Origin of the sequence: Streptomyces sp. NBC_01460 (assembly GCF_036227405.1) — a bacterium.
Classification (GTDB): Bacteria; Actinomycetota; Actinomycetes; order Streptomycetales; family Streptomycetaceae; genus Streptomyces.
Genome location: NZ_CP109473.1, coordinates 5,222,331 through 5,244,109, shown reverse-complemented (window position 1 = coordinate 5,244,109; position 21,779 = coordinate 5,222,331). Strand labels below are relative to the sequence as shown.

Annotated in this window: 19 protein-coding genes and 3 pseudogenes; 12 read left to right on the top strand and 10 right to left on the bottom strand. The window is 71.0% G+C overall.

What is annotated here, in order from left to right; genetic code table 11:
* Positions 1-51: 51 nt before the first annotated feature.
* Positions 52-1,596, top strand: a pseudogene (locus OG488_RS23760) (FMN-binding glutamate synthase family protein).
* A 65-nt stretch (positions 1,597-1,661) separates the two neighbouring features.
* Complete coding sequence (locus OG488_RS23755) at positions 1,662-2,408, top strand: alpha/beta hydrolase family protein (protein WP_329232224.1); 747 nt, start codon at positions 1,662-1,664, stop codon at positions 2,406-2,408.
* A gap of 161 nt (positions 2,409-2,569) precedes the next feature.
* Here OG488_RS23755 and OG488_RS23750 read toward each other — a convergent pair whose 3' ends face one another.
* From OG488_RS23750 to ilvA, 3 genes are all read right to left on the bottom strand, one after another.
* The gene (locus OG488_RS23750; RefSeq protein WP_443074241.1) at positions 2,570-3,418 is read right to left on the bottom strand and encodes an ABC transporter permease; all 849 of its coding nucleotides are present in this window, start codon (positions 3,416-3,418) and stop codon (positions 2,570-2,572) included.
* On the bottom strand, positions 3,415-4,416 hold the full coding sequence (locus OG488_RS23745) for an ATP-binding cassette domain-containing protein (RefSeq protein WP_329232222.1): 1,002 nt from the start codon (positions 4,414-4,416) through the stop codon (positions 3,415-3,417). Before OG488_RS23745 ends, OG488_RS23750 begins: the two co-directional genes overlap by 4 nt.
* A gap of 150 nt (positions 4,417-4,566) precedes the next feature.
* The gene (gene ilvA, locus OG488_RS23740; protein WP_329232220.1) at positions 4,567-5,796 is read right to left on the bottom strand and encodes a threonine ammonia-lyase; all 1,230 of its coding nucleotides are present in this window, start codon (positions 5,794-5,796) and stop codon (positions 4,567-4,569) included.
* A gap of 158 nt (positions 5,797-5,954) precedes the next feature.
* Between ilvA and OG488_RS23735 the strand changes: the two genes are divergently transcribed.
* Positions 5,955-6,485, top strand: coding sequence for a MarR family winged helix-turn-helix transcriptional regulator (locus OG488_RS23735; protein ID WP_329232218.1), 531 nt, complete (start codon positions 5,955-5,957; stop codon positions 6,483-6,485).
* Positions 6,486-6,563: 78 nt separating this feature from the next.
* Positions 6,564-6,755 (top strand): DUF1059 domain-containing protein, encoded by a 192-nt coding sequence (locus tag OG488_RS23730; RefSeq protein ID WP_329232216.1) that lies wholly within the window; start codon positions 6,564-6,566, stop codon positions 6,753-6,755.
* Between the two features lie 53 nt (positions 6,756-6,808).
* On the opposite strand, the gene OG488_RS23725 is transcribed toward OG488_RS23730, so the two are convergent.
* Positions 6,809-7,954, bottom strand: a complete 1,146-nt coding sequence (locus OG488_RS23725) for a cystathionine gamma-synthase (protein ID WP_329232215.1) — start codon at positions 7,952-7,954, stop codon at positions 6,809-6,811.
* A 79-nt stretch (positions 7,955-8,033) separates the two neighbouring features.
* On the opposite strand from OG488_RS23725, the gene OG488_RS23720 reads away from it, so the two are divergent.
* From OG488_RS23720 to OG488_RS23700, 6 genes and pseudogenes are all read left to right on the top strand, one after another.
* Positions 8,034-9,137: a hypothetical protein gene (locus tag OG488_RS23720; RefSeq protein ID WP_329232213.1), complete on the top strand. Its 1,104-nt coding sequence runs from the start codon at positions 8,034-8,036 to the stop codon at positions 9,135-9,137.
* Positions 9,138-9,177: 40 nt separating this feature from the next.
* On the top strand, positions 9,178-9,336 hold the full coding sequence (locus OG488_RS23715) for a hypothetical protein (RefSeq protein WP_329232211.1): 159 nt from the start codon (positions 9,178-9,180) through the stop codon (positions 9,334-9,336).
* A gap of 68 nt (positions 9,337-9,404) precedes the next feature.
* Positions 9,405-10,112 carry a peptide-methionine (S)-S-oxide reductase MsrA gene (gene msrA, locus OG488_RS23710; RefSeq protein WP_329232210.1) on the top strand — a complete coding sequence of 236 codons (708 nt, stop codon included), beginning with the start codon at positions 9,405-9,407 and terminating at the stop codon, positions 10,110-10,112.
* 81 nt (positions 10,113-10,193) lie between these two features.
* Positions 10,194-10,979, top strand: a complete 786-nt coding sequence (locus tag OG488_RS23705; protein WP_329232207.1) for a hypothetical protein — start codon at positions 10,194-10,196, stop codon at positions 10,977-10,979.
* 141 nt (positions 10,980-11,120) lie between these two features.
* Positions 11,121-11,237, top strand: a pseudogene (locus OG488_RS39300) (ATP-dependent Clp protease proteolytic subunit); the annotation flags it as partial.
* 47 nt (positions 11,238-11,284) lie between these two features.
* Positions 11,285-11,452: pseudogene (locus tag OG488_RS23700) on the top strand (ClpP family protease); the annotation flags it as partial.
* Positions 11,453-11,494: 42 nt separating this feature from the next.
* Here OG488_RS23700 and OG488_RS23695 read toward each other — a convergent pair.
* From OG488_RS23695 to OG488_RS23685, 3 genes are all read right to left on the bottom strand, one after another.
* Complete coding sequence (locus tag OG488_RS23695) at positions 11,495-11,851, bottom strand: helix-turn-helix domain-containing protein (RefSeq protein ID WP_329232206.1); 357 nt, start codon at positions 11,849-11,851, stop codon at positions 11,495-11,497.
* A gap of 169 nt (positions 11,852-12,020) precedes the next feature.
* Positions 12,021-13,478 (bottom strand): RICIN domain-containing protein, encoded by a 1,458-nt coding sequence (locus tag OG488_RS23690; RefSeq protein ID WP_329232204.1) that lies wholly within the window; start codon positions 13,476-13,478, stop codon positions 12,021-12,023.
* Between the two features lie 50 nt (positions 13,479-13,528).
* Positions 13,529-14,929 carry a pectinesterase family protein gene (locus OG488_RS23685; protein ID WP_329232202.1) on the bottom strand — a complete coding sequence of 467 codons (1,401 nt, stop codon included), beginning with the start codon at positions 14,927-14,929 and terminating at the stop codon, positions 13,529-13,531.
* 322 nt (positions 14,930-15,251) lie between these two features.
* On the opposite strand from OG488_RS23685, the gene OG488_RS23680 reads away from it, so the two are divergent.
* The gene (locus OG488_RS23680) at positions 15,252-17,414 is read left to right on the top strand and encodes a sigma-70 family RNA polymerase sigma factor (RefSeq protein WP_329232200.1); all 2,163 of its coding nucleotides are present in this window, start codon (positions 15,252-15,254) and stop codon (positions 17,412-17,414) included.
* 26 nt (positions 17,415-17,440) lie between these two features.
* Complete coding sequence (locus tag OG488_RS23675; protein WP_329232199.1) at positions 17,441-17,815, top strand: YrdB family protein; 375 nt, start codon at positions 17,441-17,443, stop codon at positions 17,813-17,815.
* A 67-nt stretch (positions 17,816-17,882) separates the two neighbouring features.
* Here the strand turns inward: OG488_RS23675 and gdhA are convergent, their stop codons facing one another.
* The 3 genes from gdhA to OG488_RS23660 form a co-directional block, all read right to left on the bottom strand.
* On the bottom strand, positions 17,883-19,262 hold the full coding sequence (gdhA, locus tag OG488_RS23670) for an NADP-specific glutamate dehydrogenase (protein WP_329232197.1): 1,380 nt from the start codon (positions 19,260-19,262) through the stop codon (positions 17,883-17,885).
* 285 nt (positions 19,263-19,547) lie between these two features.
* Entirely contained in the window at positions 19,548-20,231 is a 684-nt protein-coding gene (locus tag OG488_RS23665) for an ABC transporter ATP-binding protein (RefSeq protein WP_329232196.1), read from the bottom strand.
* Between the two features lie 46 nt (positions 20,232-20,277).
* The gene (locus OG488_RS23660) at positions 20,278-21,762 is read right to left on the bottom strand and encodes an ABC transporter permease (RefSeq protein ID WP_329232194.1); all 1,485 of its coding nucleotides are present in this window, start codon (positions 21,760-21,762) and stop codon (positions 20,278-20,280) included.
* Positions 21,763-21,779: the final 17 nt, after the last annotated feature.

Sequence of the window (21,779 nt, the reverse complement as noted above, 5' to 3'; positions counted from 1 at the left end):
ACCACGTCCAACGCGCGGCGACAGAGCCGAGCATCGAGGAGAGGAACGTTCATGCGCGCCCGGAGCATCGCAGCGGCCACCGCGACGGCAGTAGCGCTGGTGGCGGCCCGCGACCTCGTCCAGAAGAAGCACGCACTGCTCCGGAACTTCCCGGTGATCGGGCACGCCCGCTACCTGCTGGAGACGATCGGGCCGGAACTGCGGCAGTAAATCGTGACCTCCAACGACGAGGAGCGCCCGTTCAGCCGCGACCAGCGCACGTGGATCTACGCGTCGGCGAAGGAGGAGAACAACTACTTCGGGTTCGGAACCGACAACGACGTCGAGCACATGCAGGGGCACGCGTACCTGAAGCAGCGCACGTTCGCCGGTGCGCTGCCCGACGTGCACGACCCGCAGGCCCCGCTGCCTTCGGCCAAGGTGCTGGGCGGGCCGCGTGGGCGCGCCCGGGCGTTCCGGCCGGCGAGCGTGGTGAACATCTCGGCGATGAGCTTCGGATCGCTCTCCGGTGCGGCGGTCACGGCGCTCAACAAGGGCGCGGCGCTGGCGGGCACGCTGCACAACACCGGAGAGGGCGGCCTCTCGCCGTACCACCGCAACGGCGGCGACCTCGTCCTGCAGATCGGTACGGCGTACTTCGGCTGCCGCAACGAGGACGGCACCTTCAGCATCGACAAGCTCAAGGATGTCGTCGCCGGGGCCCCGGTCAAGGCGATAGAGATCAAACTCTCCCAGGGCGCCAAGCCAGGGCTGGGCGGGATGCTGCCGGGCTCGAAGGTGACCCCGGAGATCGCCGGGATCCGCAGTATCCCGCTCGGCCAGGACTGCGCCTCGCCCTCGCGGCACACCGCGTTCAGCGACGTCGACTCGATGCTCGACTTCGTCGAACTGATCGCCACCGAGACCGGTCTGCCGGTCGGGGTCAAGAGCGCGGTCGGCGAGATGAACTTCTGGCAGGAGCTGGCCCAGCTGATGGCGCGTGGTGACCGTGGTGTCGACTTCGTGACCGTGGACGGCGGCGAGGGCGGCACCGGGGCGGCGCCGCTGACCTTCGCCGACTCGGTGTCGCTGCCGTTCCGGATGGGTTTCTCCCGGGTCTACGGCACCTTCGCCGAGCTGGGGCTGACCGACGACCTGACCTTCATCGCCTCCGGCAAGCTCGGCCTGCCCGAGAACGCCGCGGTCGCCTTCGCCCTGGGTGCCGACATGATCAACGTGGCGCGTGAGGCGATGCTGTCGATCGGCTGCATCCAGGCGCAGAAGTGCCACACCGACAAGTGCCCCACCGGCATCGCCACCCAGAACCCCAGGCTGGCCCGCGGCATCGACCCGGCCTCGAAGGCCACCCGGGCGGCTGCCTACCTGCGCACCCTGCGCAGGGAGCTGATGAAGCTCTCGGCGGCCGTCGGCGTCGCCCACCCGGCACTCATCACAGCCACCGACGTCGAGATAATGAACGGCGACTACGACGCCCGCACCCTGCTCAGCGTCTACGGCTACAAGAACGGCTGGGGTGAGCTCGGCCCGCACCTCGCCGAGGAGCTCACCGCCCTGCTCACCACGAAACCGGCCTCCGGCCAGAAGCCGATCGCCTGACCCGCCGGTATCACCCTGCCTGATCCGAACGAAAGACCCCTAGGCGAGCATAAATGTCCGAAAAAGTGAGATTCCAAAGCACCGTCGGCCCTGAACTGGCCGGAGTGATCGACCAGCCCGAGGGCGAGATCCGGGGCTGGGGGCTCTTCGTGCACGGATTCACCCTCGGCAAGGACTCACCCGCCGCCTCGCGCGTCAGCAAGCAGCTGGCACGCGAGGGGATCGGGATGCTGCGCTACGACAACCTCGGGATCGGCGACTCCGACGGCGACTGGGGAGACGGTTCCTTCACCATCAAGGTCCAGGACACGCTCCGTGCGATAACCCTGATGGCGGAGCGGGGAACTCCGGTGGAACTGCTGGTGGGGCACTCGTGGGGAGGCGCGGCCGTCCTCGCCGCAGCGGCCGAGGCGACCGGCGTCCGCGCGCTCGCCACCATCGGGGCACCCATCGACCCCAGCCACGTCGAGCGGCAGTACGACGCGGTCGTGGACCGCGTCCTGAGCGAAGGGGAGCACGAGTGGTTCGTCGGCGGGCGGACCCTGGTCCTCAAGCCTGCCTTCGTCGAAGACGTCCAACAGGCTCACCTGCGCGAACGGATTGGCGAGTTGAACCTGCCGCTCCTCGTTCTGCATTCGCCCACCGACTCCACCGTCGACATCGACAACGCCGGAGAGATCTTCCGCGAGGCACGGCACCCGCGAAGCTTCGTCGCGCTCGAGGAAGCAGACCATCTCCTGACCGCACGAGGACAGGCGCAGCGGGCCGCGCACATCATCAGCGCCTGGGCCGACCAGTACATCCGGGCGTGAGGTGATGTCCGGTTCCGGCTGGTCGACTTCACAACGTCATCAGTGCAACGTGCGGAACACCCCCGAGGACAGCCCGGCCCGGGCCCCCTACAGGACACGCCTGTCGGGGACCCGGGAAGGCACACGGCTCGGCATGAGACGCCGTCAGCGGGACGCGGCCGTCAGACGGCCGCCTGGCGGTACTTGCGGACAGCCAGCGTGCGGAAGACCACGATGATGACGACGGACCAGATGATCGAGGCCCAGACGGGGTGCTGCATCGGCCAGGCGTCGGACGGGGAGACACCGGGGTTCCCGAACAGCTCGCGGCACGCCTGGACGGTCGCGCTGAACGGGTTCCACTCGGCGATCGGCTGGAGCCAGCCCGCCATGTTCTCCGTGGGTACGAAGGCGTTCGAGATGAACGTGACCGGGAACAGCCAGATGAGACCGCCCGAGGTCGCCGCTTCCGGGGTGCGTACGGACAGGCCGATCAGAGCACCGATCCAGGAGAAGGCATACCCGAGGAGGAGCAGCAGGGCGAAGGCCCCCAGAGCCTTCGGGACGCCTTCATGGATGCGCCAGCCGACGAGCAGGGCGACGATCGTGAGCACGATGACGGTGAGCGTGGTCTGGACGAGGTCGGCCAGCGTGCGGCCGGTGAGCACCGCGCCGCGCGCCATGGGCAGGGACCGGAACCGGTCGACGAGTCCCTTGTGCATGTCGTCGGCGATGCCGGCGCCCGCGCCGGCCGTGGCGAAGGTGACCGTCTGCGCGAAGATCCCGGCCATCAGGAAGTTGCGGTACTCGACGGCACTGGTCGAGCCGTCGACCACGAGCGACCCGCCGAAGACGTAGCTGAACAGCACCACGAACATGACCGGCTGGATGAGCCCGAAGAGCACCATCTCGGGAATCCGGCTCATGCGGATCAGGTTGCGCCGGGCCATGACCAGGGAGTCGGCGATCGAGCGGCTGACCGCCCCGCGCGTCTTGAGCGGAGTCTGACTCTGCGTGTCGGTGACGGTCACTTCTCCTCCTTCCGGCCCTCTGCGGCCTCGGTCGATGCGTTCTCGCCGTTCTTCCCCAGCTCGGCGGCGTGCCCGGTGAGCGAGATGAAGACGTCGTCGAGGGTGGGACGGCGCAGGCCGATGTCGTCGATCTCCACGCCGCGGGCGTCGAGGTCGCGGATGACGTCGGCGAGCAGCTTGGCCCCGCCGGTGACCGGCACGGTCAGTTTGCGGGTGTGCTCGGCCACGGAGATCTCCCCCTTGCCGTACGCGGCGAGCACCGAGCGGGCCGGTTCGATCTCGTCGGGCCGGTGCACCACGACCTCGACGCGCTCGCCGCCGGTACGGGCCTTGAGCTCGTCGGACGTACCGCGGGCGATGACCTTGCCGTGGTCGATGACGCAGATGTCGTGGGCGAGGTGGTCGGCCTCCTCCAGGTACTGCGTGGTCAGCAGGAGCGTCGTACCCCCCGCGACGAGCTCCTCGATGACCTCCCAGAGCTGCTGCCGGTTGCGCGGGTCGAGCCCGGTGGTGGGCTCGTCCATGAACATCACCGGCGGTGAGACGACGAGCGCCGCCGCCAGGTCGAGGCGGCGGCGCATGCCTCCGGAGTACGTCTTCGCGGTGCGGTCGGCCGCGTCGGCGAGGTTGAACTTCTCCAGGAGCTCCCCGGCCCGCTTCTTCGCGTCGCGCGAGCTCATCTGGTAGAGCTGCCCGACCATCTGGAGGTTCTCGCGGCCCGTGAGGTATTCGTCGACGGCCGCGAACTGGCCGGAGAGGCCGATCGATCGGCGTACCTCGTCGGGGTTCTTCAGGACGTCGATGCCCGCCACGACGGCCCGCCCGCTGTCGGGCCGGAGCAGGGTGGTCAGGACGCGTACGGCTGTCGTCTTGCCGGCGCCGTTGGGCCCCAGCAGGCCGAGGACGGTGCCTTCGGGTACGTCGAGATCGACGCCGCCCAGTGCTTGTACATCGCCGAAGGTCTTCACCAGGCCTTCGGCGTAGATGGCGCCTGGCATACGGGATTCCCCCAGTTGCTTTCGCGTGAATTCCTGAGCGGATCGTAGAGTTCCCAGCCCCCCGGGACCCGGAACACCGGAATGTTCGGCGATGCAAGGTAACGCGATACATCGCGACCGACAACAGGTTTTCGTGCGGGGCCCGGCCCCTCAGGACCTGACCAGATAGCCCGCGGCCCGCAGCGAGGCGGCGACCTCGTCGCAGTGCTCCGGCCCCTTGGTCTCCAGGTGGAGTTCCACCTCCGCCTCGCTGAGCCCGAGCCGTGGGTCGGTCCGTACGTGCTGGATGTCCAGCACGTTGGCGTCGGCGAGGGAGAGCGTGGCCAGCATCGCGGCCAGCGCTCCGGGCCGGTCGGTGAGCCGGAGCCGCAGGCTCAGGTAGCGGCCCGCCGCGACCATGCCGTGCGTCAGGATGCGCTGCATCAGCAGGGGGTCCACGTTGCCGCCCGACAGCACGGCGACGACGGGCCCCCGGAAGGACCCCGGGTCGCTCAGCAGCGCCGCGACCGGGCTCGCCCCGGCGGGCTCGACGACCATCTTCGCCCGCTCCAGGCACAGCAGCAGCGCACTGGAGAGCTCGTCCTCGGAGACCGTGCGGACCTCGTCCACCCACTCCTGGACCAGCGGGAACGTGAGGTCTCCGGGCCGCCCCACCTTGATCCCGTCGGCCATGGTCTGCACCGAGTCGAGCGCCACCGGGTGCCCGGCGGACAGCGAGGGAGGGAAGGCGGCCGCGCCCGCCGCCTGGACGCCGACGATCCGGACGTCGGGGCGCAGCGCCTTCACGGCGACCGCGATGCCCGCGGCGAGGCCGCCCCCGCCGATGCCGACGACGATCGTGCGGACCTCCGGGCACTGCTCGAGGATCTCCAGACCCACGGTGCCCTGGCCCGCGATGATGTCCGGGTGGTCGAAGGGGTGGATGAAGACGGCGCCCGTCTCCTCGGCGTACTCCTGGGCGGCGGCGAGCGTCTCGTCGACGACGTGCCCGTGGAGCCGGACCTCGGCTCCGTACTCGCGGGTGGCCGCCACCTTCGGAAGGGGCGCGCCCACGGGCATGAAGACCGTCGAGCGTACGCCGAGCAGCGAGGAGGCGAGTGCTACACCCTGCGCATGGTTTCCGGCACTCGCGGCCACCACGCCGGACGCCCGCTCGACGGGGCTGAGGCCGGCGATCCGCACGTACGCGCCGCGCAGCTTGAACGAACCGGTGCGCTGGAGGTTCTCGCACTTGAAGTGGACCGGTGCGCCCACGAGGGCGCTGAGATGGCGGCTGCCCTCCATCCCGGTCGTTCGGGCCACCCCGGACAGCATCTTCTGCGCCCCTCGGACGTCGTCGAGGATGAGCGGAGGAAAGGGGCCTGACGTACGGAAGGTCATGACAGCAAGTCTTGCAGCTCGGAGCGGTCGGGGCCGTCGCATCTCATGGCGGCCTGCGGTGGTGTCCACAGGTTTGTGCAGCGCTGGTACACGTTGCCCCGTGGCCGCGTACTCTGTCCCCCACCCATCCGACACTCGCACGAAGAGAGCCCCCGGCCATGCCCCCTCAGGACATGACGACTGCCGCGTCTCCTTCCGGGGGCGCGGCCCCCGGACATCCGGGAACGGACCACCTCCTCGACGCGCTCCAGCACCAGGTGGCCGTCTTCGCCCGCCGTGCCGAGCAGACCCGCCTCGGCGGTGTCGGCCAGGTCCGCAACTCGATGGACCGGGCGGCCTATCTGCTGCTCAACCGGCTCGACGTGGAAGGCCCCATGGGCGTCAAGGCGCTGGCCGCGGGCATGGGGATCGACTCCTCCACCGTGACCCGCCAGGTCGCGCCGCTCGTCGACACCGGTCTGGTCAAGCGCACCTCGCACCCGGAGGACGGGCGCGCCGTCGTGCTCCAGCTGTCGCCGCGGGGCCAGGCCCGGCTCGACGAGGTCCGCGCCTCACGGCGTGAGCTGATGTCCCAGGTGACCGACGGGTGGAGCGAGGAGGAGCGTGACACCTTCTGCGCCCTGCTGACCCGGTTCAACGGCTCGCTGGCGGCCCGGCAGGCGGCGAACCAGCCGGCGCAGGAGAACTGACCTGCGGTCCCGTCCTGTGGGCGCTCCGTTTCGGATCTACGCTTGAAGGGCGTGCACTCGTCCATCGAGGAGGCCGCCATGACACGGAAAGTCGCCGACTGCCGCAAGTACCCGAGTGTGTCGAACTGCTCCCTCACCATTTCCGGTGAGGAGGACGAAGTCGTCCGGGCCGCCGTGGAACACGCGGTCTCGGTCCATGAGCACCAGGACAGCCCCGAGATGCGTGAGCAGATCCGGGGTTCCCTGGAGGACGAGAAGGCAGCGGTCTGAGACCGCACGGTCCGCCCGGCCGGGATCTTCCGGCCGGGCGGACGCGCCGGCTGTCAGCCGAGCGCCTGCGTGAGGTCGGCCAGCAGGTCGTCGGCGTTCTCGATGCCGACGGACAGCCGGACGAGGTCGGCCGGCACCTCCAGCGGGGAACCCGCCGCCGAGGCGTGGGTCATACGGCCCGGGTGCTCCAGGAGCGATTCGACACCGCCGAGCGATTCGCCGAGCGTGAAGAGCTTGGCGCGGTTGCAGACCTCGACCGCCGCCTCCTCGCCGCCCGCGACCCGGAACGACACCATCCCGCCGAACGCCTTCATCTGCTTGGCGGCGACCTCGTGGCCCGGGTGCTCCGGGAGACCCGGGTAGAGGACCTGGGTCACCTTGGGGTGCCGGGTGAGGAGGTCGGCGACCTTGGTGGCGTTCTCGTCGTGGCGGTCCATGCGGACCGCGAGGGTCTTGATGCCGCGCAGCACCAGCCACGCGTCGAACGGCCCGGCGACCGCGCCCATCGCGTTCTGGTGGTACGCCAGTTCCTCCGCCAGCTCCGGGTCGCTGACGACGAGCGCGCCGCCGACGACGTCCGAGTGGCCGCCCATGTACTTGGTGGTGGAGTGCACCACGACGTCGGCGCCGAGCGCGAGCGGCTGCTGGAGGTAGGGGCTGGCGAAGGTGTTGTCGACGACCAGCCGGGCGCCCGCCTGCCGGGCGACTCCGGCGACGGCCGCGATGTCGGTGATGCCGAGCAGCGGGTTCGACGGGGTCTCCACCCAGATCGCCTTGGTGCGCGGGGTGAGCGCCGCCCGTACCGCGCTCACGTCCGAGGTGTCGGCGACCGAGAACTCCACGCCCCAGCGCGAGGCGACCTTCGCGAACAGCCGGAACGTGCCGCCGTAGGCGTCGTTCGGGATGACGACGTGGTCACCGGGGGTCAGCAGCGTGCGCAGGAGGCAGTCCTCCGCGGCGAGGCCCGACGCGAAGGCGAGCCCGCGGCGGCCGCCCTCCAGCGCCGCGAGGTTCTCCTCCAGCGCGGTGCGGGTGGGGTTGGCGCTGCGGCTGTACTCGTAGCCGCCGCGCAGTCCGCCTACGCCGTCCTGCTTGTACGTGGACACCTGGTAGATCGGCGGGACCACGGCGCCGGTGAGGGGATCCGCCGTGTTGCCGGCGTGGATCGCAAGGGTCTCGAAGCTGTGCTGGTCGCTCATGGGGCCCGAGCGTAGTTCGTCGGGAGGGGAGTTGAAGGCCACTCGCCGCCCGCTTACCCGTCCGGGGACAATGGACCGCATGGAGATTCTGTGGTTCCTGCTCGCCCTGTGCATGCTGGTCGCCGTCGTCGGCCCGGTCATGCTGCGGCGCCGTGGCGGTATCCGCCAGGTCGCGCCCGGTTCGCCCGACGCCGCCGACCCGGACGATTACGGCTTCGCGCGCCAGGAGGAGCTGGACGTCCGGATGCCGGGGCCCGACCAGGACCTGCTCGACGTCCTCGACGTCGTCCAGGGCACCCAGAGCTGGAAGGCCGCCTCCCAGCTGCTCGCGGGCACTCCCAAGGAGAGCGAGATCCGCTGGCAGCGGGTGCAGGCGTTCGCCGGCGCGGCCTCCCTGGAGCTGGCGCGGCGGCCCGGTGCCGGCGGCGCGTGGCTGAGGGCGTGGCGGGCCGAGGCCCCGAAGGACGCGGGGGCGGCGGCGGTGCACGCGGAGTTCCTCGTGCAGCAGGCGTGGCGCACCGGCACCGTGGGCACCGACGACTTCCGGATCATCCTGGAGGAGGCCCGTACGGTCTGCGGCGAGGCCGCCCTGCTGGCTCCGGGCGACCCCGTCCCGTACCTCGTGGAGCTCGCCGTGGCGCGTGGGCTGGGGTACTCGCACGAGCAGTTCGACCAGCTCTGGGCGAAGATCATCGACCGGGCCCCCGCACACATGGGCGCCCACATCGCCGCTCTGCACTTCTGGTGCGAGAAGTGGCACGGCTCCCGCGAGGAGGCCGACCGCTTCGCGACGACGGCCGCCGCCCGCGCCCCGCAGGGCTCGCTGCTCGCCGCGCTGCCGCTGTTCGCCGTGTACGAGCACCTCCCCGAGGTCAATCTCGTGCAGGGCTTCTACCGGGGTGCCGTCGTGACGAAGGCGGTCGAGGGCGCGATGTTCGCGGTGCACGCGGCCCGCGCCGACGACCCGGTGCTCGCGCACGTCCGGCACCTGCTGGTCCTCTTCCTCGTCCGCATGGAACGCTGGTCGGAGGCGATGCACCAGCTCGTCCACATCGACGGCCACGTGGGCGCGCTGCCCTGGACCCAGGACCCCGACCCGGCCGCCGAGTACACGGTGTACCGGGCGCTGGCCGTCGCCGGGTACGAGGCGAACGGCGGCAGTCCCGCGACACTGCTCCACTGACCCGGCACCCCCGCCCCCTCCGGATTGGACCGGCACCCCCATGGCACGACTGATCCCACTGATCCTCATAGCCCTCGCCGTCTGGTTCTGGCTCCGGGCGCGCAGGAAGACGGCCTCCTACCTGGCCTCCTACGAGTCCCCGGCGGCCACGGACCGCGAGGGTGACGAGGGGCACGGTCCCCGGTCCCCGGCGGCCTGAGGGCACGGAATCCACGGCGCCCCCGCGGCGTTGTACCGAGCAACACCGACCCCCGGAGGAGCCCCCGCATGTTCCTGACCCGCCGCACCCCGCAGCTCCCCACCCCGGAGGAGGCCCTGCGCGGCCGCTCCACCCCCGAATTCACGGTGCCGGACCGCCACACGGTCCTCGGTAACCCGCTGACGGGCCCCTACCCGCAGGGCCTGGAGGTCGCCGACTTCGCGCTGGGCTGTTTCTGGGGCGCCGAGCGCAAGTTCTGGCAGACGGAGGGCGTCTGGACGACGCTCGTCGGTTACCAGGGCGGCTACACCGAGAATCCCTCGTACGAGGAGACCTGCTCGGGCCTGACCGGCCACACGGAGGCCGTCCGTGTCGTCTTCGACCCGAAGGTCGTCAGCTACGCGGACCTGCTGAAGCTCTTCTGGGAGTCCCACAACCCGACCCAGGGCTTCCGCCAGGGCAACGACGTGGGCACGCAGTACCGCTCGGCGCTCTACCCCCACTCCCCCGAGCAGGCGGAGGCCGCCGAGGCCTCCCGTGAGGCGTACCAGCAGGTGCTGACGGGCGCCGGTTTCGGCACGATCAGCACGGAGATCCTGCCGGCCGAGGGCCGCACCTTCTGGCCTGCGGAGGCCTACCACCAGCAGTACCTCGACAAGAACCCGGACGGCTACTGCGGTATCGGCGGCACGGGCGCCACCCTGGAGTCCCCCTCCGAGACGAACTGGGGCCGCGCCTGCCCGACGGGCATCGCACCGGCGCCGACGGAGGGCTGAGCCCCACCGGCCTCCGTGATCGCGTGATCGCTACTCTGTTCCCCCGCCCGGCTGCGGGCGGGGGAACAACAGGGGTGGGACATGCGCAGAGGGATCGCCGCATTCGCGGCGGTGGCGGCCGTGGGCGCCGCGGTGGTGACGGCTCCGGCCGCACACGCCGAGGGCAGGGGCGACATCCGGATCGTCAAGACGGTCGTGAACGCGGGCGGCAGTGTGATCGTCGGCGTCAAGAACGTGAAGCGGTTCCCGATCGTCATGACGATCAAGGACAACTCGGGCGTGAAGGGCGTGGCGCACGTGTCCGCCTTCAACACGTCCAACTTGCACGGGCCGGTGTCGTACCTGGGCACGTCGTGCAGGAAGAGCAGCTCCACCACGTCCGTGTGCACCGCGACGATGGAGTTCGACCCGTCGTGGATCGACTCCTACGGGAGCGGCAACGAGGGCTGGGACGCCAATTCGGTGGCCGGGACCTGGCAGGTCAACGCCACGGTCGAGGCCAACGACAAGGACTACTGGATCTCCGACCGCATCGCCACGTTCAAGGTGAAGCGCGCGGCGACCCTGACGACGGACGCCGCTCCCGAGCCGGTGAAGAAGGGCGGCACGCTCACCGTCACCGGCAAGCTGTCCCGCGCCAACTGGACGGATCTCACGTACCACGGCTACACCAAGCAGGTGGTGAAGCTGCAGTACAAGACGCCCGGCGGCGCGTACCACACGGTCAAGACGGCGACCACGGACAGCGCGGGACGCCTCAGGGCGACCGTGAAGGCCTCCGCGTCGGGCAGCTGGCGCTGGGCGTTCCTCGGCACGACGACGACCATGAAGGTCGTCTCCACCGGTGACGCGGTCACGGTGAAGTAGGCGGCCACGCGGTGGCGTGGCCGGCCGCCTCTGCCCGCGGCGAATCTGCCGCGGGCAGAGAGCGGCGACGTGGGCGCCCGGGCAGGCCAGGAGTGGAGTGAGCGCGGCCGCACCGGCCGCCCCCCACGACCGGGAGACCCGATGTCGCCCCACCCCGCCGCCCTTCCACGCGCCGCCGACGAGGGCACCCCTCCGACGCGCTTCGACGACCACTTCGCGGCCCAGCTCCTCGCCCAGCGGATCGTGTTCCTGGGCACTTAGGTCGACGAGGTCTCCGCGAACCGGATCTGCGCGCAGCTGCTGCTCCTGCCGGGGAGATGCTGCGGATCCGGTCGCAGGTCGAGGAGGTCCTGGCCCGCCACACCCCGCACGACCCGGCGCCCCTGCCGGCCGACACCGACAGGGACAGGTTCTTCACCGCGCGCGAGGCGGTGGCGTACGGCCTCGCGGACGAGGTCCTCAGCCGACGGGTCTGGCCGCCGCCTGACCGTACGCCCCACCCACGCGTGCGGGGGTCAGGCGGCCAGCCGCACCTGGCCCATCGAGGTCCGGGACGGAGCCACACGGGAGGCCGTACCGCGGCGGGTGAGCTCTTCCTGGGCCAGGGAGAGCACGTCGGCCAGCCCGAGCCCGAGCGAACGGGCCGCCGCCGCGAGCACCTCGGACGAGGCCTCCTTGCGGCCGCGCTCGATCTCGGAGAGGTACGGCACGGAGATCTGTGCGGCCTCGGCCACGTCCTTGAGGGTCCGCCCCTGCACGAGGCGCTCGCGGCGCAGGACATCGCCGACGACGTCCCGCCACAGGGGCTCCCGCGCGGCGGGAACGGGGCGCAGAGGGATGACCCGGGCGTGGTTCGATGCGTGGCTGCTCATCGTCCGAGCCTAGGAAGGATCCGCCCGGAACGGCAGGGGAAACCCTTCCGCGCCGGGCGGATCTGCTGTCGGCAGAACGGCGGTGGCCCGGGGCGGACGCGGCCCGGGCCTCCGGTCCCGGGCCCCCGCGCGCACGGCGGAGGGGCCCGGAACCGTCCCGTGACGGCGGTCAGTTGCCGATGTTCGCCTGCGGTCCTCCGTACTGCTTGAGCAGTGCCGGGACGTCCGCGGCCGGGTCGAGCGAGTAGCCGTAGTGGTCGCCCGGCTTGAACGTCGTCCCGTTCGTCTGCTGCTTGCCGGTGCAGGAGACGCAGATGCTGCCGGTCTGGGTCAGGGACGCGGCGGTGGTGTCGATGGTGTACGGGTTCGCGACGCTCTGGTAGTAGCTGTTCTCGATGACGGTCTTCGAGGCGCCGCGCGACAGGTTGCCGTACGACGTCACGTTCTGCAGGTAGTTGTTGTAGAGGTGCGCGAAGGCGACGTTGTCGATGCTGGGGTTGCGCTGGTTGGTGTCGTGGATCCAGTTGTGGTGGATGGTCATCCGGGCGGTGACGTTGTCCGTCCAGCCGATGCCGAAGGCCTTGTTCTGCTCGCCCATGACGTTCCAGGAGACGGTGAGGTAGCTGGTGTCCTTGCGGCTGTCGATGAGCCCGTCGTTCATCCGCTCGATGCGGTTGTGGTCGATCCAGATGTGGTCGGCGGTGTCCATCTGGATGCCGTCGTAGTCGTAGTCCTTGTCGTCCGGGTCGTCCTCGGTCATCCGGGTGTCACGGATGGTGAGGTTGCGGATGACGACGTTGTGGATCCCGGTGCCGAGGAAGAAGCCGCCACCGACGATCTGGCCGGAGGTGCCCGTGCCGATGATCGTCTTGTCGGACTTCACCGGTATCTCGTGCCCGTACGGGGTGACCGTGATCGCGGCCGCGACCTTGATGACGTAGGGCTCGGACGCGGTGGCGTACGTCACCAGGTCGGTGTAGTTCGTGACGGTGACGGTCCGGCCCGCCGCACCGCCCGTGGTGCCGCCGCCGGTGGAGGCGAAGCCGTCGGCCTTGTCGGACCAGGCACGCCCCGCGGAGACCGGCTTGAAGGTCCACTGCTTGTTGCTGTTGGCGGTGCAGGTCTCCTGGATGACGGCCGCGCCACTCGCCGTCGAGGCGTCCTTGTCACTCATGCAGAGACCGCTGTTGACGTTGACGATCTGATACGAGTCCGTCCCGCTCGCCGCCAACGTCCACTGCTGGTTCGCCTGACCCGCACACCCCCACTGCTGGAGCCGCGTCCCGCTCACCTTCGAGTGGTCGGGCACGTCGACGCACTTGCCGCTCTGCCTGTTCACCAGCCGGTACTTCCCGGCCCCGTCGGCCGTCAGCGTGAACTGCTGCCACGCCGCACCCTCCGTACACCCCCACTGCTGCAACAGGGCACCGTTCGCCGTCGACGCCGCCGGGACATCCACGCACTTGCCGCTCTTCTTCACCACCAACTGGTACACACCCCCCGCCGCCGGCACCGTCGCCGCACCCGCAGGAGACGCCAGCCCACCGGCCAGCACCCCTCCGGCAGCGAGCACCAGTGCTGTCAGCAGGGCGCCGAGCCCCTTCGTCCGCTTCCTGTGTCCACTCATGCCAGGTTCCTCGTCTCTTCCGTGTCGGGTGTCGTGGGCCGTGCGTCCGCTCATCGGACGGGGTTCCAGCCGTCGGAGCCGGCCAGGTACTTCTGCGGGGTGTGGTCGGCGGCCTGCGCGTCCGTCAGCTGCGGCCGGTTGCCGTTGACCGTGGCTCCGGCGCCGGTGTTGCGGTACTCGGAGAACCGGGCGTTCTTCCAGGAGTTGGTGGACATGTCCGTCCACGGCTGGGCGGTCGCCAGGGCCGAGGACAGGGAGCTCTCGCGGTAGAGCACCTGGGCGTTCGCCCTCCAGGGCCGTCCCAGCTGGGTGGTGTTGCCGACGGCACCGGTGATGGTGGACCGGTAGAACAGGAAGCCGTACTTCTTGTCCGCGGCGGTGCTCGCGGCGGTGATCGGACCGCCGGTGGTGCGCCGCTCGTGGATGGCGCAGGCGTGGAAGACGGCGGTGCCACCGCCGTAGATGAAGTCCACGGTGCCCTCGATCCGGGAGTCCACGACGTACGCCCGGGCCCGGTCGTTCAGCAGGAAGGTGTCCTGGTCGCCGAGCAGTCTGACGTCGTCGAGGACCGTGCGGTCGGCGTCGAGGTAGAGGGCGAGGGCCTGGTCACCGGTGTCGGAGCTGTTCTCGTCGAAGTCGTTCGTCATCGTCAGGTTCTCGGCGGTGAAGTCATGGCCGAGGGCGACGACGGTGGCCGAGCCGGCGGTGCCGTAGTCACCCGCGTTGCGGTTCCCGATGATCACGACGTCGTCGGACGAGTCGCCCGTGCCCTTCAAGGTGATGTAGGGCTTGTCGGCGGGGATGCTGACCTGCTCCCGGTAGGTCCCGGGTTTGACGGTGATCGTGACCCGGCTCGCGTTCCCGCTGCCGACGGCGTTCACGGCCGCCTGGACGGTGGTGTACGTGCCCGTGCCGTCGGAGGCGACGGTGGTGGGGGCGGTGGACCCCACCGGTCTGAAGGTCCACTGCTTGTTGCTGTTGGCGGTGCAGGTCTCCTGGATGACGGCCGCGCCACTCGCCGTCGACGCGTCCTTGTCGCTCATGCAGAGACCGCTGTTGACGTTGACGATCTGATACGAGTCCGTCCCGCTCGCCGCCAACGTCCACTGCTGGTTCGCCTGACCCGCACACCCCCACTGCTGGAGCCGCGTCCCGCTCACCTTCGAGTGGTCGGGCACGTCGACGCACTTGCCGCTCTGCCTGTTCACCAGCCGGTACTTCCCGGCCCCGTCGGCCGTCAGCGTGAACTGCTGCCACGCCGCACCCTCCGTACAGCCCCACTGCTGGAGCAGCGCGCCGTTCGCCGTCGACGCCGCCGGGACATCCACGCACTTGCCGCTCTTCTTCACCACCAACTGGTACACACCGCCCGCCGCCGGCAGCGTCGCCGCACCGGCGGGCGTCACCAGGCCACCGGCCAGCACGCCCCCCACCACGGTCGCGACGGCCACGGCACGTCTCCTTCTGTTCGGTTTCTCGGTCATCGTTCGCTCCTTCGGATGGGTCGGCAGGTGCGGCTTGTGAGCCGCAGTGCTCAGGTAGATGCGTGGGGCGGGTGAGGATGACAGAAATCCGGAAGAAACTTTTCCGGGCCCCCGGGCGAGCACCCCTGTGCCGGATGCGGCAGGAGTGGCGTACGGGGATGGGCCGGCAACTTCTTTACGGGCCCCCTCTGTTGTGCCACGATGCGTGCCTCCGGACTCCGGGCCGGTGGACCCGTCTCCACGGTGACGCCGGTGACCGGCCCCGAAGCGAGTGAGGAGCCGAGACGGGATGACGGACAGCGGGACCGGCCGCGCGGTGCGCGACACCGCGGTGCTGGTGGGTGAGGCCCGTCGCGGCGACACGGCCGCCCTGGAGGAACTGCTCTCCGCGCACCTGCCGTTGGTATACGGGATCGTCGGGCGGGCCCTCAACGGCCATACCGACGTGGACGACCTGGTGCAGGAGGTGATGCTGCGGATCGTCCGCGGGCTGCCGTCCCTGCGCGAGCCCGAGCGGTTCCGCTCGTGGGCGGTGTCCATCGCCTACCGGGAGATCCAGCAGCACCAGCGGCGCACGGCCCGCGACCGGTTCCGCGGACACGAGGTGGAGGAGGTCGCCGACCCCCTCACCGACTTCGCCGAGCGCACCGTCGCCGAGCTCGAACTCACCGGCCAGCGCCGCGACCTGGCGCGTGCCGCCCGATGGCTGGACGCCGACGACCGGCGCCTGCTCGCCCTGTGGTGGGAGGAGGAGTCCGGGCGTATCGGCCGGGCCGACGTGGCCGGCGCCCTCGGGCTGAGCGCCCGGCACACCGCGGTCCGGGTGCGGCGCATGAAGCTGCGGCTGGAGGAGGCCCGTACGGTCGTCGGCGCCCTGGCGGCCGATCCCCGCTGCCCGGGGCTGGCCGATGCCGCGCACGGCTGGGACGGCGGCACGGGCGCGCTCTGGCGCAAGCGGCTGACCCGTCATGTCCGCGGCTGCCCGCAGTGCGGTGCGCGGGGGGCCGGCCTGGTCGCCCCGGAGAAGCTGCTGCCCGGGCTCGGCCTGCTGCCGGTGCCCGGAGGGCTGGCGGACGGGGTACGTCACACCGTGGAGGCGTCGTCGCTGCTCGGGCAGTCGGCCACCGGCGGGATCCGCGACCTCCTGCACCATGTCACGGCCACGTCGGTCACGGCGTCGGCCGCCGTGCTCGCCGTCGTCGTCGGTGGGCTGACCTACCCCGTGTGGCACTCCCCCGCCCCCTCCCCGCGCGCGGCGCCGCCCGCCGCGAGCCGCCCCGCGCAGCCGGTGCCGACGGTGTCCGCCCCGCCCTCCCGGACGCCTGCCGCCTCGGCCTCGCCGTCCGCCGTCCCGTCCCCGGAGGCCGCCGTCGTGCGGCGGGCGGGTGCGGCGATCGGCGTGACCGGGGCGGACATCTATCTCGCGCCCGACGGATCGGACGACGGGGACGGCAGCCGCGCCCGCCCGTACGCGACCCTCGGCAAGGCGGTGTCCGCGGTCCGCCCCGGGCAGGTGATCGCGATGCGCGGCGGCACCTACCGCCCCGCCGAGGGGGCGTCCCTCACCACCGACGGCACGGCGGGCAGAAGGATCACGCTCAGCAACTACCAGGGGGAGCAGCCGGTCATCGACGCCTCCGGGCTGCCGGCCACGACCTGGGCGGTCACCCAGCAGGCGGACCACTGGACGGTGCAGGGGCTGGAGATCCGCGGCTCGGCGAGTCACGCGTACGTCTGCCGGGGCTGCCGGGACACCGTCTTCCGCGGTCTGTCCCTGCACGACAACGCGGAGTCCGGGCTCACCCTGCGCGACGCCGGCACGGAGGGCAACACCGTGCTGGACAGCGACTTCTACGCCAACGGCCCCGGGCCGGCCGGCGGGGTCGGCCTGGCGGTCAAGTTCGGCTCGGGCGGCGGGAACACGATCCGCGGCTGCCGCGCGTTCGGCAACGGGGCCGACGGGATCGATCTCGGCGGCTTCACCAGCCCGGTGACGGTGAGCGGCTCCTGGTCCTACCGCAACGGCAACGGTTTCACCCTCGGCGGCGGCCACACCTCCGCCTCCGTCGCCCATGTGCTCACCGACGACGCGGCCTGGGACAACGCGGGGCTCGGCTTCAACGACGAGGGGAACCCGGGCGCGATCCGTCTGACCCGTAACACCGCCTTCCGCAACGGCACGGGCTTCTACCTGGCCACCGCCGCCGCCGTGCTGAGCTCCAACGCGGCGGTGGACAGCGGCGACGGGAAGGACACGGTGCTCTCGGACGCCTCCCGGTCCGACGGCAACAGCTGGGACGGGGGCGGCGGCGCGACGGAGTTCACCACCACCGACCCGTCCACCGCCGAGGCCGGGCGCGCGGTGGACGCCACCCTGCCCCGGACCGCCTTCCTGACCCCGTCCGGCACCGCGCCGGGCGCCCGTATGACGCCCGTGGGTGAGACATCCTGAGGGGCGCCGGCACGAGAGGACTCCGTATGACGGCAGACGACCATGGCTCCGTCCCGTGGGACCGCCCCTGGTTCGCCGCGAACGAGGTGCTCGCGTTCGTCCTGGAACTGGTCGCGATCGGCGCCCTGGCCCGGTGGGGCTTCACGGCCCCGGAGGGTGTGGCGGCGTCGGTGGCGCTCGGGATCGGGGCACCCGCGGCGGCCGTCGTGCTGTGGGGCCTGCTCGCCGCACCCCGCGCCCGGTTCCCGCTGCCGCTCGCGGGCGTACTGGCCGTGAAGACCGTGGTCCTCGGCGGCGGCGCGGCGGCGGTGTACGGGACGGGGCACCCGGTGGCGGCCGTGGTCCTGGCCGCGGTGACGGTGGTGAACACGGGCTGCGCGGAGTACCACCGGCGCCGGTAGCGCCTGCCGGAGGCGCTCGGGACGCGGCGCGGGGGCGGCGAGCACCGGCCCCCGCGCTGCGGCACCGTCAGATCAGGCCCTGGGCCAGCATCGCGTCCGCGACGATCTCGAAGCCCGCGATGTTCGCACCCACCACGTAGTTGCCCGGGCTTCCGTACTTCTCCGCCGTGATGTGGCAGGAGTCGTGGATGTGCCGCATGATCTGCGCGAGGCGCTCCTCCGTGTGGGCGAAGGTCCAGGAGTCGCGGGAGGCGTTCTGCTGCATCTCCAGCGCGCTGGTGGCCACTCCGCCCGCGTTGGCCGCCTTGCCGGGGGCGAAGGCGACACCCGCCTCCTGGAAGACGTGGACGGCCTCCGGGGTGGTGGGCATGTTGGCGCCCTCGGCGACCGCCTTCACCCCGTTGCGTACGAGCGCGAGGGCGTCGGCCTCGTGGAGTTCGTTCTGGGTGGCGCAGGGCAGGGCCACGTCCACGGGGACGCTCCAGACGCCCGCGCCCTCGACGTACCGCACGTGGTCGCCGCGCCGCTCGGCGTACTCGGAGATCCGGCCGCGGCCGTTCTCCTTGATCTCCTTGAGCAGGTCGAGGTCGATGCCCTTCTCGTCCACGACGTAACCGCCGGAGTCGGAGCAGGTCACGACGGTCGCACCGAGTTGCTGGGCCTTCTCGATCGCGTAGATGGCCACGTTGCCGGAGCCGGACACCGCGATGCGCTGGCCGTCGAGGGACTCGCCGCGCACGCGCAGCATCTCGGCGGTGAACAGGACGCAGCCGTAGCCTGTCGCCTCGGTGCGCGCCTGGGCGCCGCCCCAGCCGAGGCCCTTCCCGGTGAGCACACCGGACTCGTAGCGGTTGGTGATCCGCTTGTACTGGCCGAAGAGGTAGCCGATCTCCCGGCCGCCGACGCCGATGTCACCGGCGGGGACGTCGGTGTACTCGCCCAGGTGGCGGTGGAGTTCGGTCATGAAGGACTGGCAGAAGCGCATGACCTCGGCGTCGGACCGTCCCTTGGGGTCGAAGTCCGCGCCGCCCTTGCCGCCGCCGATCGGCATGCCGGTGAGGGCGTTCTTGAAGATCTGCTCGAAGCCGAGGAACTTCACGATGCCGAGGTTGACCGAGGGGTGGAAGCGCAGCCCGCCCTTGTAGGGGCCGAGCGAGCTGGAGAACTCGACGCGGAAGCCGCGGTTGACGTGGATGTCGCCGGCGTCGTCCGACCACGGCACCCGGAAGATGAGCTGGCGTTCGGGCTCGCAGACCCGCTCGATGATGCGGGCGTCGACGAGTTCCGGTCGCCGCGCCAGCACGGGGCCGAGCGTTTCGAGGACCTCCCGCACCGCCTGGTGGAACTCGCCCTCGCCCTGGTTACGCCGCAGGATCTCCGCGTAGAGGGGTTCGATGACGCGGTTCCCGGCGGTGCGCGGGGTCAGGGTTTCGGAACTGGCCGGCATCTGATCAAGACCTTCCGTGGGTGGGCTCGTGCGCGCTCGGCGCCGCCTGTCCCCGGAGGCGCCTACGGCCGTGCGGGCCGTTGCACCCGGCAAGTCTCGCAGCGCGACCCGGCGCGGCCCGGGCGACATCCACGGAACGGACGGGGTTGTTCGCCCCGGTAGGGGCCCTTCTGCACCCGTACGCCTGTCGGCGGGGGGCCGTACGGCGCCCGCGTCACGGGGCCGTACGGGTGGCGAACCTCACAGCCGGAGGAGGACGGCCGTGAGGTTCGCGCCGCCGCGGATTCAGGCCGCCGCGTTCTCCGTCACCGTGACCTTCCCCTTGCGGATGGTCGCCACCCGGGGTGCCTTGCGGGCGAGGGAGCTGTCGTGGGTGACCATCACGAAGGTCAGTCCGTGCTCCTTCCACAGTCCGTCGAGCAGTTCCATGATCTCGTCGCGCATGGACTCGTCGAGGTTGCCGGTCGGTTCGTCGGCGAGCAGCACCTTCGGCCGCTTCACCAGGGCCCTGGCGATCGCGACACGCTGCTGCTGGCCGCCGGACATCTCGCTCGGCAGGTGGGTGGGCCGGTCGCCGAGGCCCACCGACTCCAGGGCCTCCGCCGCCCGTTCGCGACGGGCCTTCGCTCCGATACCGAGGGGGACGAGCGCCGTCTCGACGTTCTCCTGGGCGGTGAGCGTCGGGATCAGGTTGAAGCTCTGGAAGACGAATCCGATGGACTCGGCCCGGACCTTGGTCAGCCGGGACTCGGGGAGCCTGGCCAGGTCGACGCCGTCGAGCTCGATGGTGCCGGAGGTCGGCCGGTCCAGCCCGCCGAGCATCTGGAGGAGCGTGGACTTGCCTCCGCCGGTCGGCCCCTGGATGACGAGCCGTCCGCCGTCCTCGATGGTCAGATCGACGCCGGCGAGCGCGTCGACGGGGTTCTTGCCGCGCATGTAGCGCTTGGTGACGCCCTTGAGCTGGTACACGTGTGGACTCCTGCTGTACGTACGGGAGGGGTGGGGCGGGGCGGTGTTACGCGACGCGGCGCAGCGCGTCGGCCGGCCGCAGCCGCGATGCCCGCCAGCCGCCGAAGGCTCCCGCGATCAGTCCGCCCGCCACGGCCAGGCCGACGGCGACGAGGATCGTGGTGAGGGAGACCGGGGCGGTCAGCGCGATGTCGAGGGTCTTGGACGCGGTCTGCCGGCCGGGGCCGCCGCCGCCCATCGGGCCGCCGCCCATGCCGCCGCCTCCCATGCCGCCGCCTCCGCCGGTGGAGCCGAGCTGGGCGCTGAGGGTGGGGCTGACGGCCGTCACGGCGTAGGCGCCGGCGAGGCCGACGGCGATGCCGAGGACACCGCCCATCAGGCCGTTGACGAGGGCTTCGCCGACGACCTGGCGGGTGACGCGCCCGCTCTTCCAGCCGAGGGCCTTGAGGGTGCCGAACTCCCGCACGCGGCGGCTGACGGCGGAGGAGGTGAGCAGTCCGGCGACGAGGAACGCGGCGGCCAGGACGGCGATGGAGAGCCACTTGCCGACGCTGGAGGCCAGGTCGGAGGCGGTGGAGAGGGAGCCGGAGACCGTGTCGGCGAGGTCGGCGGAGGTGGTGACCGTCGTGCCCGAGATGTTCTTCTGGATGGCGGCCTTGACGGTGTCGATCTGCTGGGAGTCCGCGGCCTTCACGTAGACCGTGGTGACCTTGTCCTTGGAGTCGGCGACGGTCTGCGCCTGCTTCAGCGGGATGTAGACGTTGGCGGCCGCGTCACCGCTGTCGGCCGTGGAGACGCCCACGATCGTGTAAGCGGTGCCGGAGATGGTCACGGTCTTGTCGACCGCGAGCGACTTCTCCTTGGCGTAGGCGGAGTCGACGACCGCGACCTTGGCGTCCGTCTCGGCCGCCTTGAACGTACGGCCCTTGGTGATCTTGGAGGAGGTCAGCGGGCCGAGGTCCTGCTGGGTGACGTCGGTGCCGTAGACGGTGAAGGAGTTGACGTCGAAGGAGGCTCCGCCGCCCTCGACCCGGCCCTGCGGCTGGCCGCTGCCGCCCTGGCCGCCGCCCGGGCCGCCCTGCCCGCTCTGCCCCGAGCTCTCGTCCTGCTTGAACTCGCCGCGCTTGAACTGCCCGTCGACCTTCATGACCGTCAGGCTCAGTCCGCCGACGGCGTCCGCGACGCCGTCCTGCTCGCCCACCTTGCCGACGGTGCTGGAGGCCAGCGTCTGGAAGCCCTGGACCATGACCCGGTCCGTGCTCTGGGTCGCGTCCTCGTCGTCCTTGGCGTCGAACTCGAACCGGGGACGTTCGGTGCCTCCCGAGCCCTGGGCGGCGGCGGCCTTGGTCACCGTCATGTCCGTGCCGAGGCCGTACAGCGATTCGAGGACCTTGTCCTGGGCCTTGCTCATGCCCGAGGAGACGGAGCTGACGATGATGACGAGCGCAATGCCGAGGGCGAGCCCCGAGGCGACGACGAGCGCCGCCTTTCTGCGGCGGCGCAGCTCGCGCCGGAGGTAGGTGAAGAACATGGCGTGAAGCTATGGAC

What these genes read in the sequence shown, in the direction of transcription:
- OG488_RS23715 (WP_329232211.1), top strand. Translation starts at nt 9,178, where the DNA reads ATGGCACGACTGATCCCACTGATCCTCATAGCCCTCGCCGTCTGGTTC.
- OG488_RS23660 (WP_329232194.1), bottom strand. Translation starts at nt 21,762, where the DNA reads ATGTTCTTCACCTACCTCCGGCGCGAGCTGCGCCGCCGCAGAAAGGCG.
- OG488_RS23705 (WP_329232207.1), top strand. Translation starts at nt 10,194, where the DNA reads ATGCGCAGAGGGATCGCCGCATTCGCGGCGGTGGCGGCCGTGGGCGCC.
- gdhA (WP_329232197.1), bottom strand. Translation starts at nt 19,262, where the DNA reads ATGCCGGCCAGTTCCGAAACCCTGACCCCGCGCACCGCCGGGAACCGC.
- OG488_RS23730 (WP_329232216.1), top strand. Translation starts at nt 6,564, where the DNA reads ATGACACGGAAAGTCGCCGACTGCCGCAAGTACCCGAGTGTGTCGAAC.
- msrA (WP_329232210.1), top strand. Translation starts at nt 9,405, where the DNA reads ATGTTCCTGACCCGCCGCACCCCGCAGCTCCCCACCCCGGAGGAGGCC.
- OG488_RS23720 (WP_329232213.1), top strand. Translation starts at nt 8,034, where the DNA reads ATGGAGATTCTGTGGTTCCTGCTCGCCCTGTGCATGCTGGTCGCCGTC.
- OG488_RS23680 (WP_329232200.1), top strand. Translation starts at nt 15,252, where the DNA reads ATGACGGACAGCGGGACCGGCCGCGCGGTGCGCGACACCGCGGTGCTG.
- OG488_RS23725 (WP_329232215.1), bottom strand. Translation starts at nt 7,954, where the DNA reads ATGAGCGACCAGCACAGCTTCGAGACCCTTGCGATCCACGCCGGCAAC.
- OG488_RS23735 (WP_329232218.1), top strand. Translation starts at nt 5,955, where the DNA reads ATGCCCCCTCAGGACATGACGACTGCCGCGTCTCCTTCCGGGGGCGCG.
- OG488_RS23695 (WP_329232206.1), bottom strand. Translation starts at nt 11,851, where the DNA reads ATGAGCAGCCACGCATCGAACCACGCCCGGGTCATCCCTCTGCGCCCC.
- OG488_RS23745 (WP_329232222.1), bottom strand. Translation starts at nt 4,416, where the DNA reads ATGCCAGGCGCCATCTACGCCGAAGGCCTGGTGAAGACCTTCGGCGAT.
- OG488_RS23675 (WP_329232199.1), top strand. Translation starts at nt 17,441, where the DNA reads ATGACGGCAGACGACCATGGCTCCGTCCCGTGGGACCGCCCCTGGTTC.
- OG488_RS23690 (WP_329232204.1), bottom strand. Translation starts at nt 13,478, where the DNA reads ATGAGTGGACACAGGAAGCGGACGAAGGGGCTCGGCGCCCTGCTGACA.
- ilvA (WP_329232220.1), bottom strand. Translation starts at nt 5,796, where the DNA reads ATGACCTTCCGTACGTCAGGCCCCTTTCCTCCGCTCATCCTCGACGAC.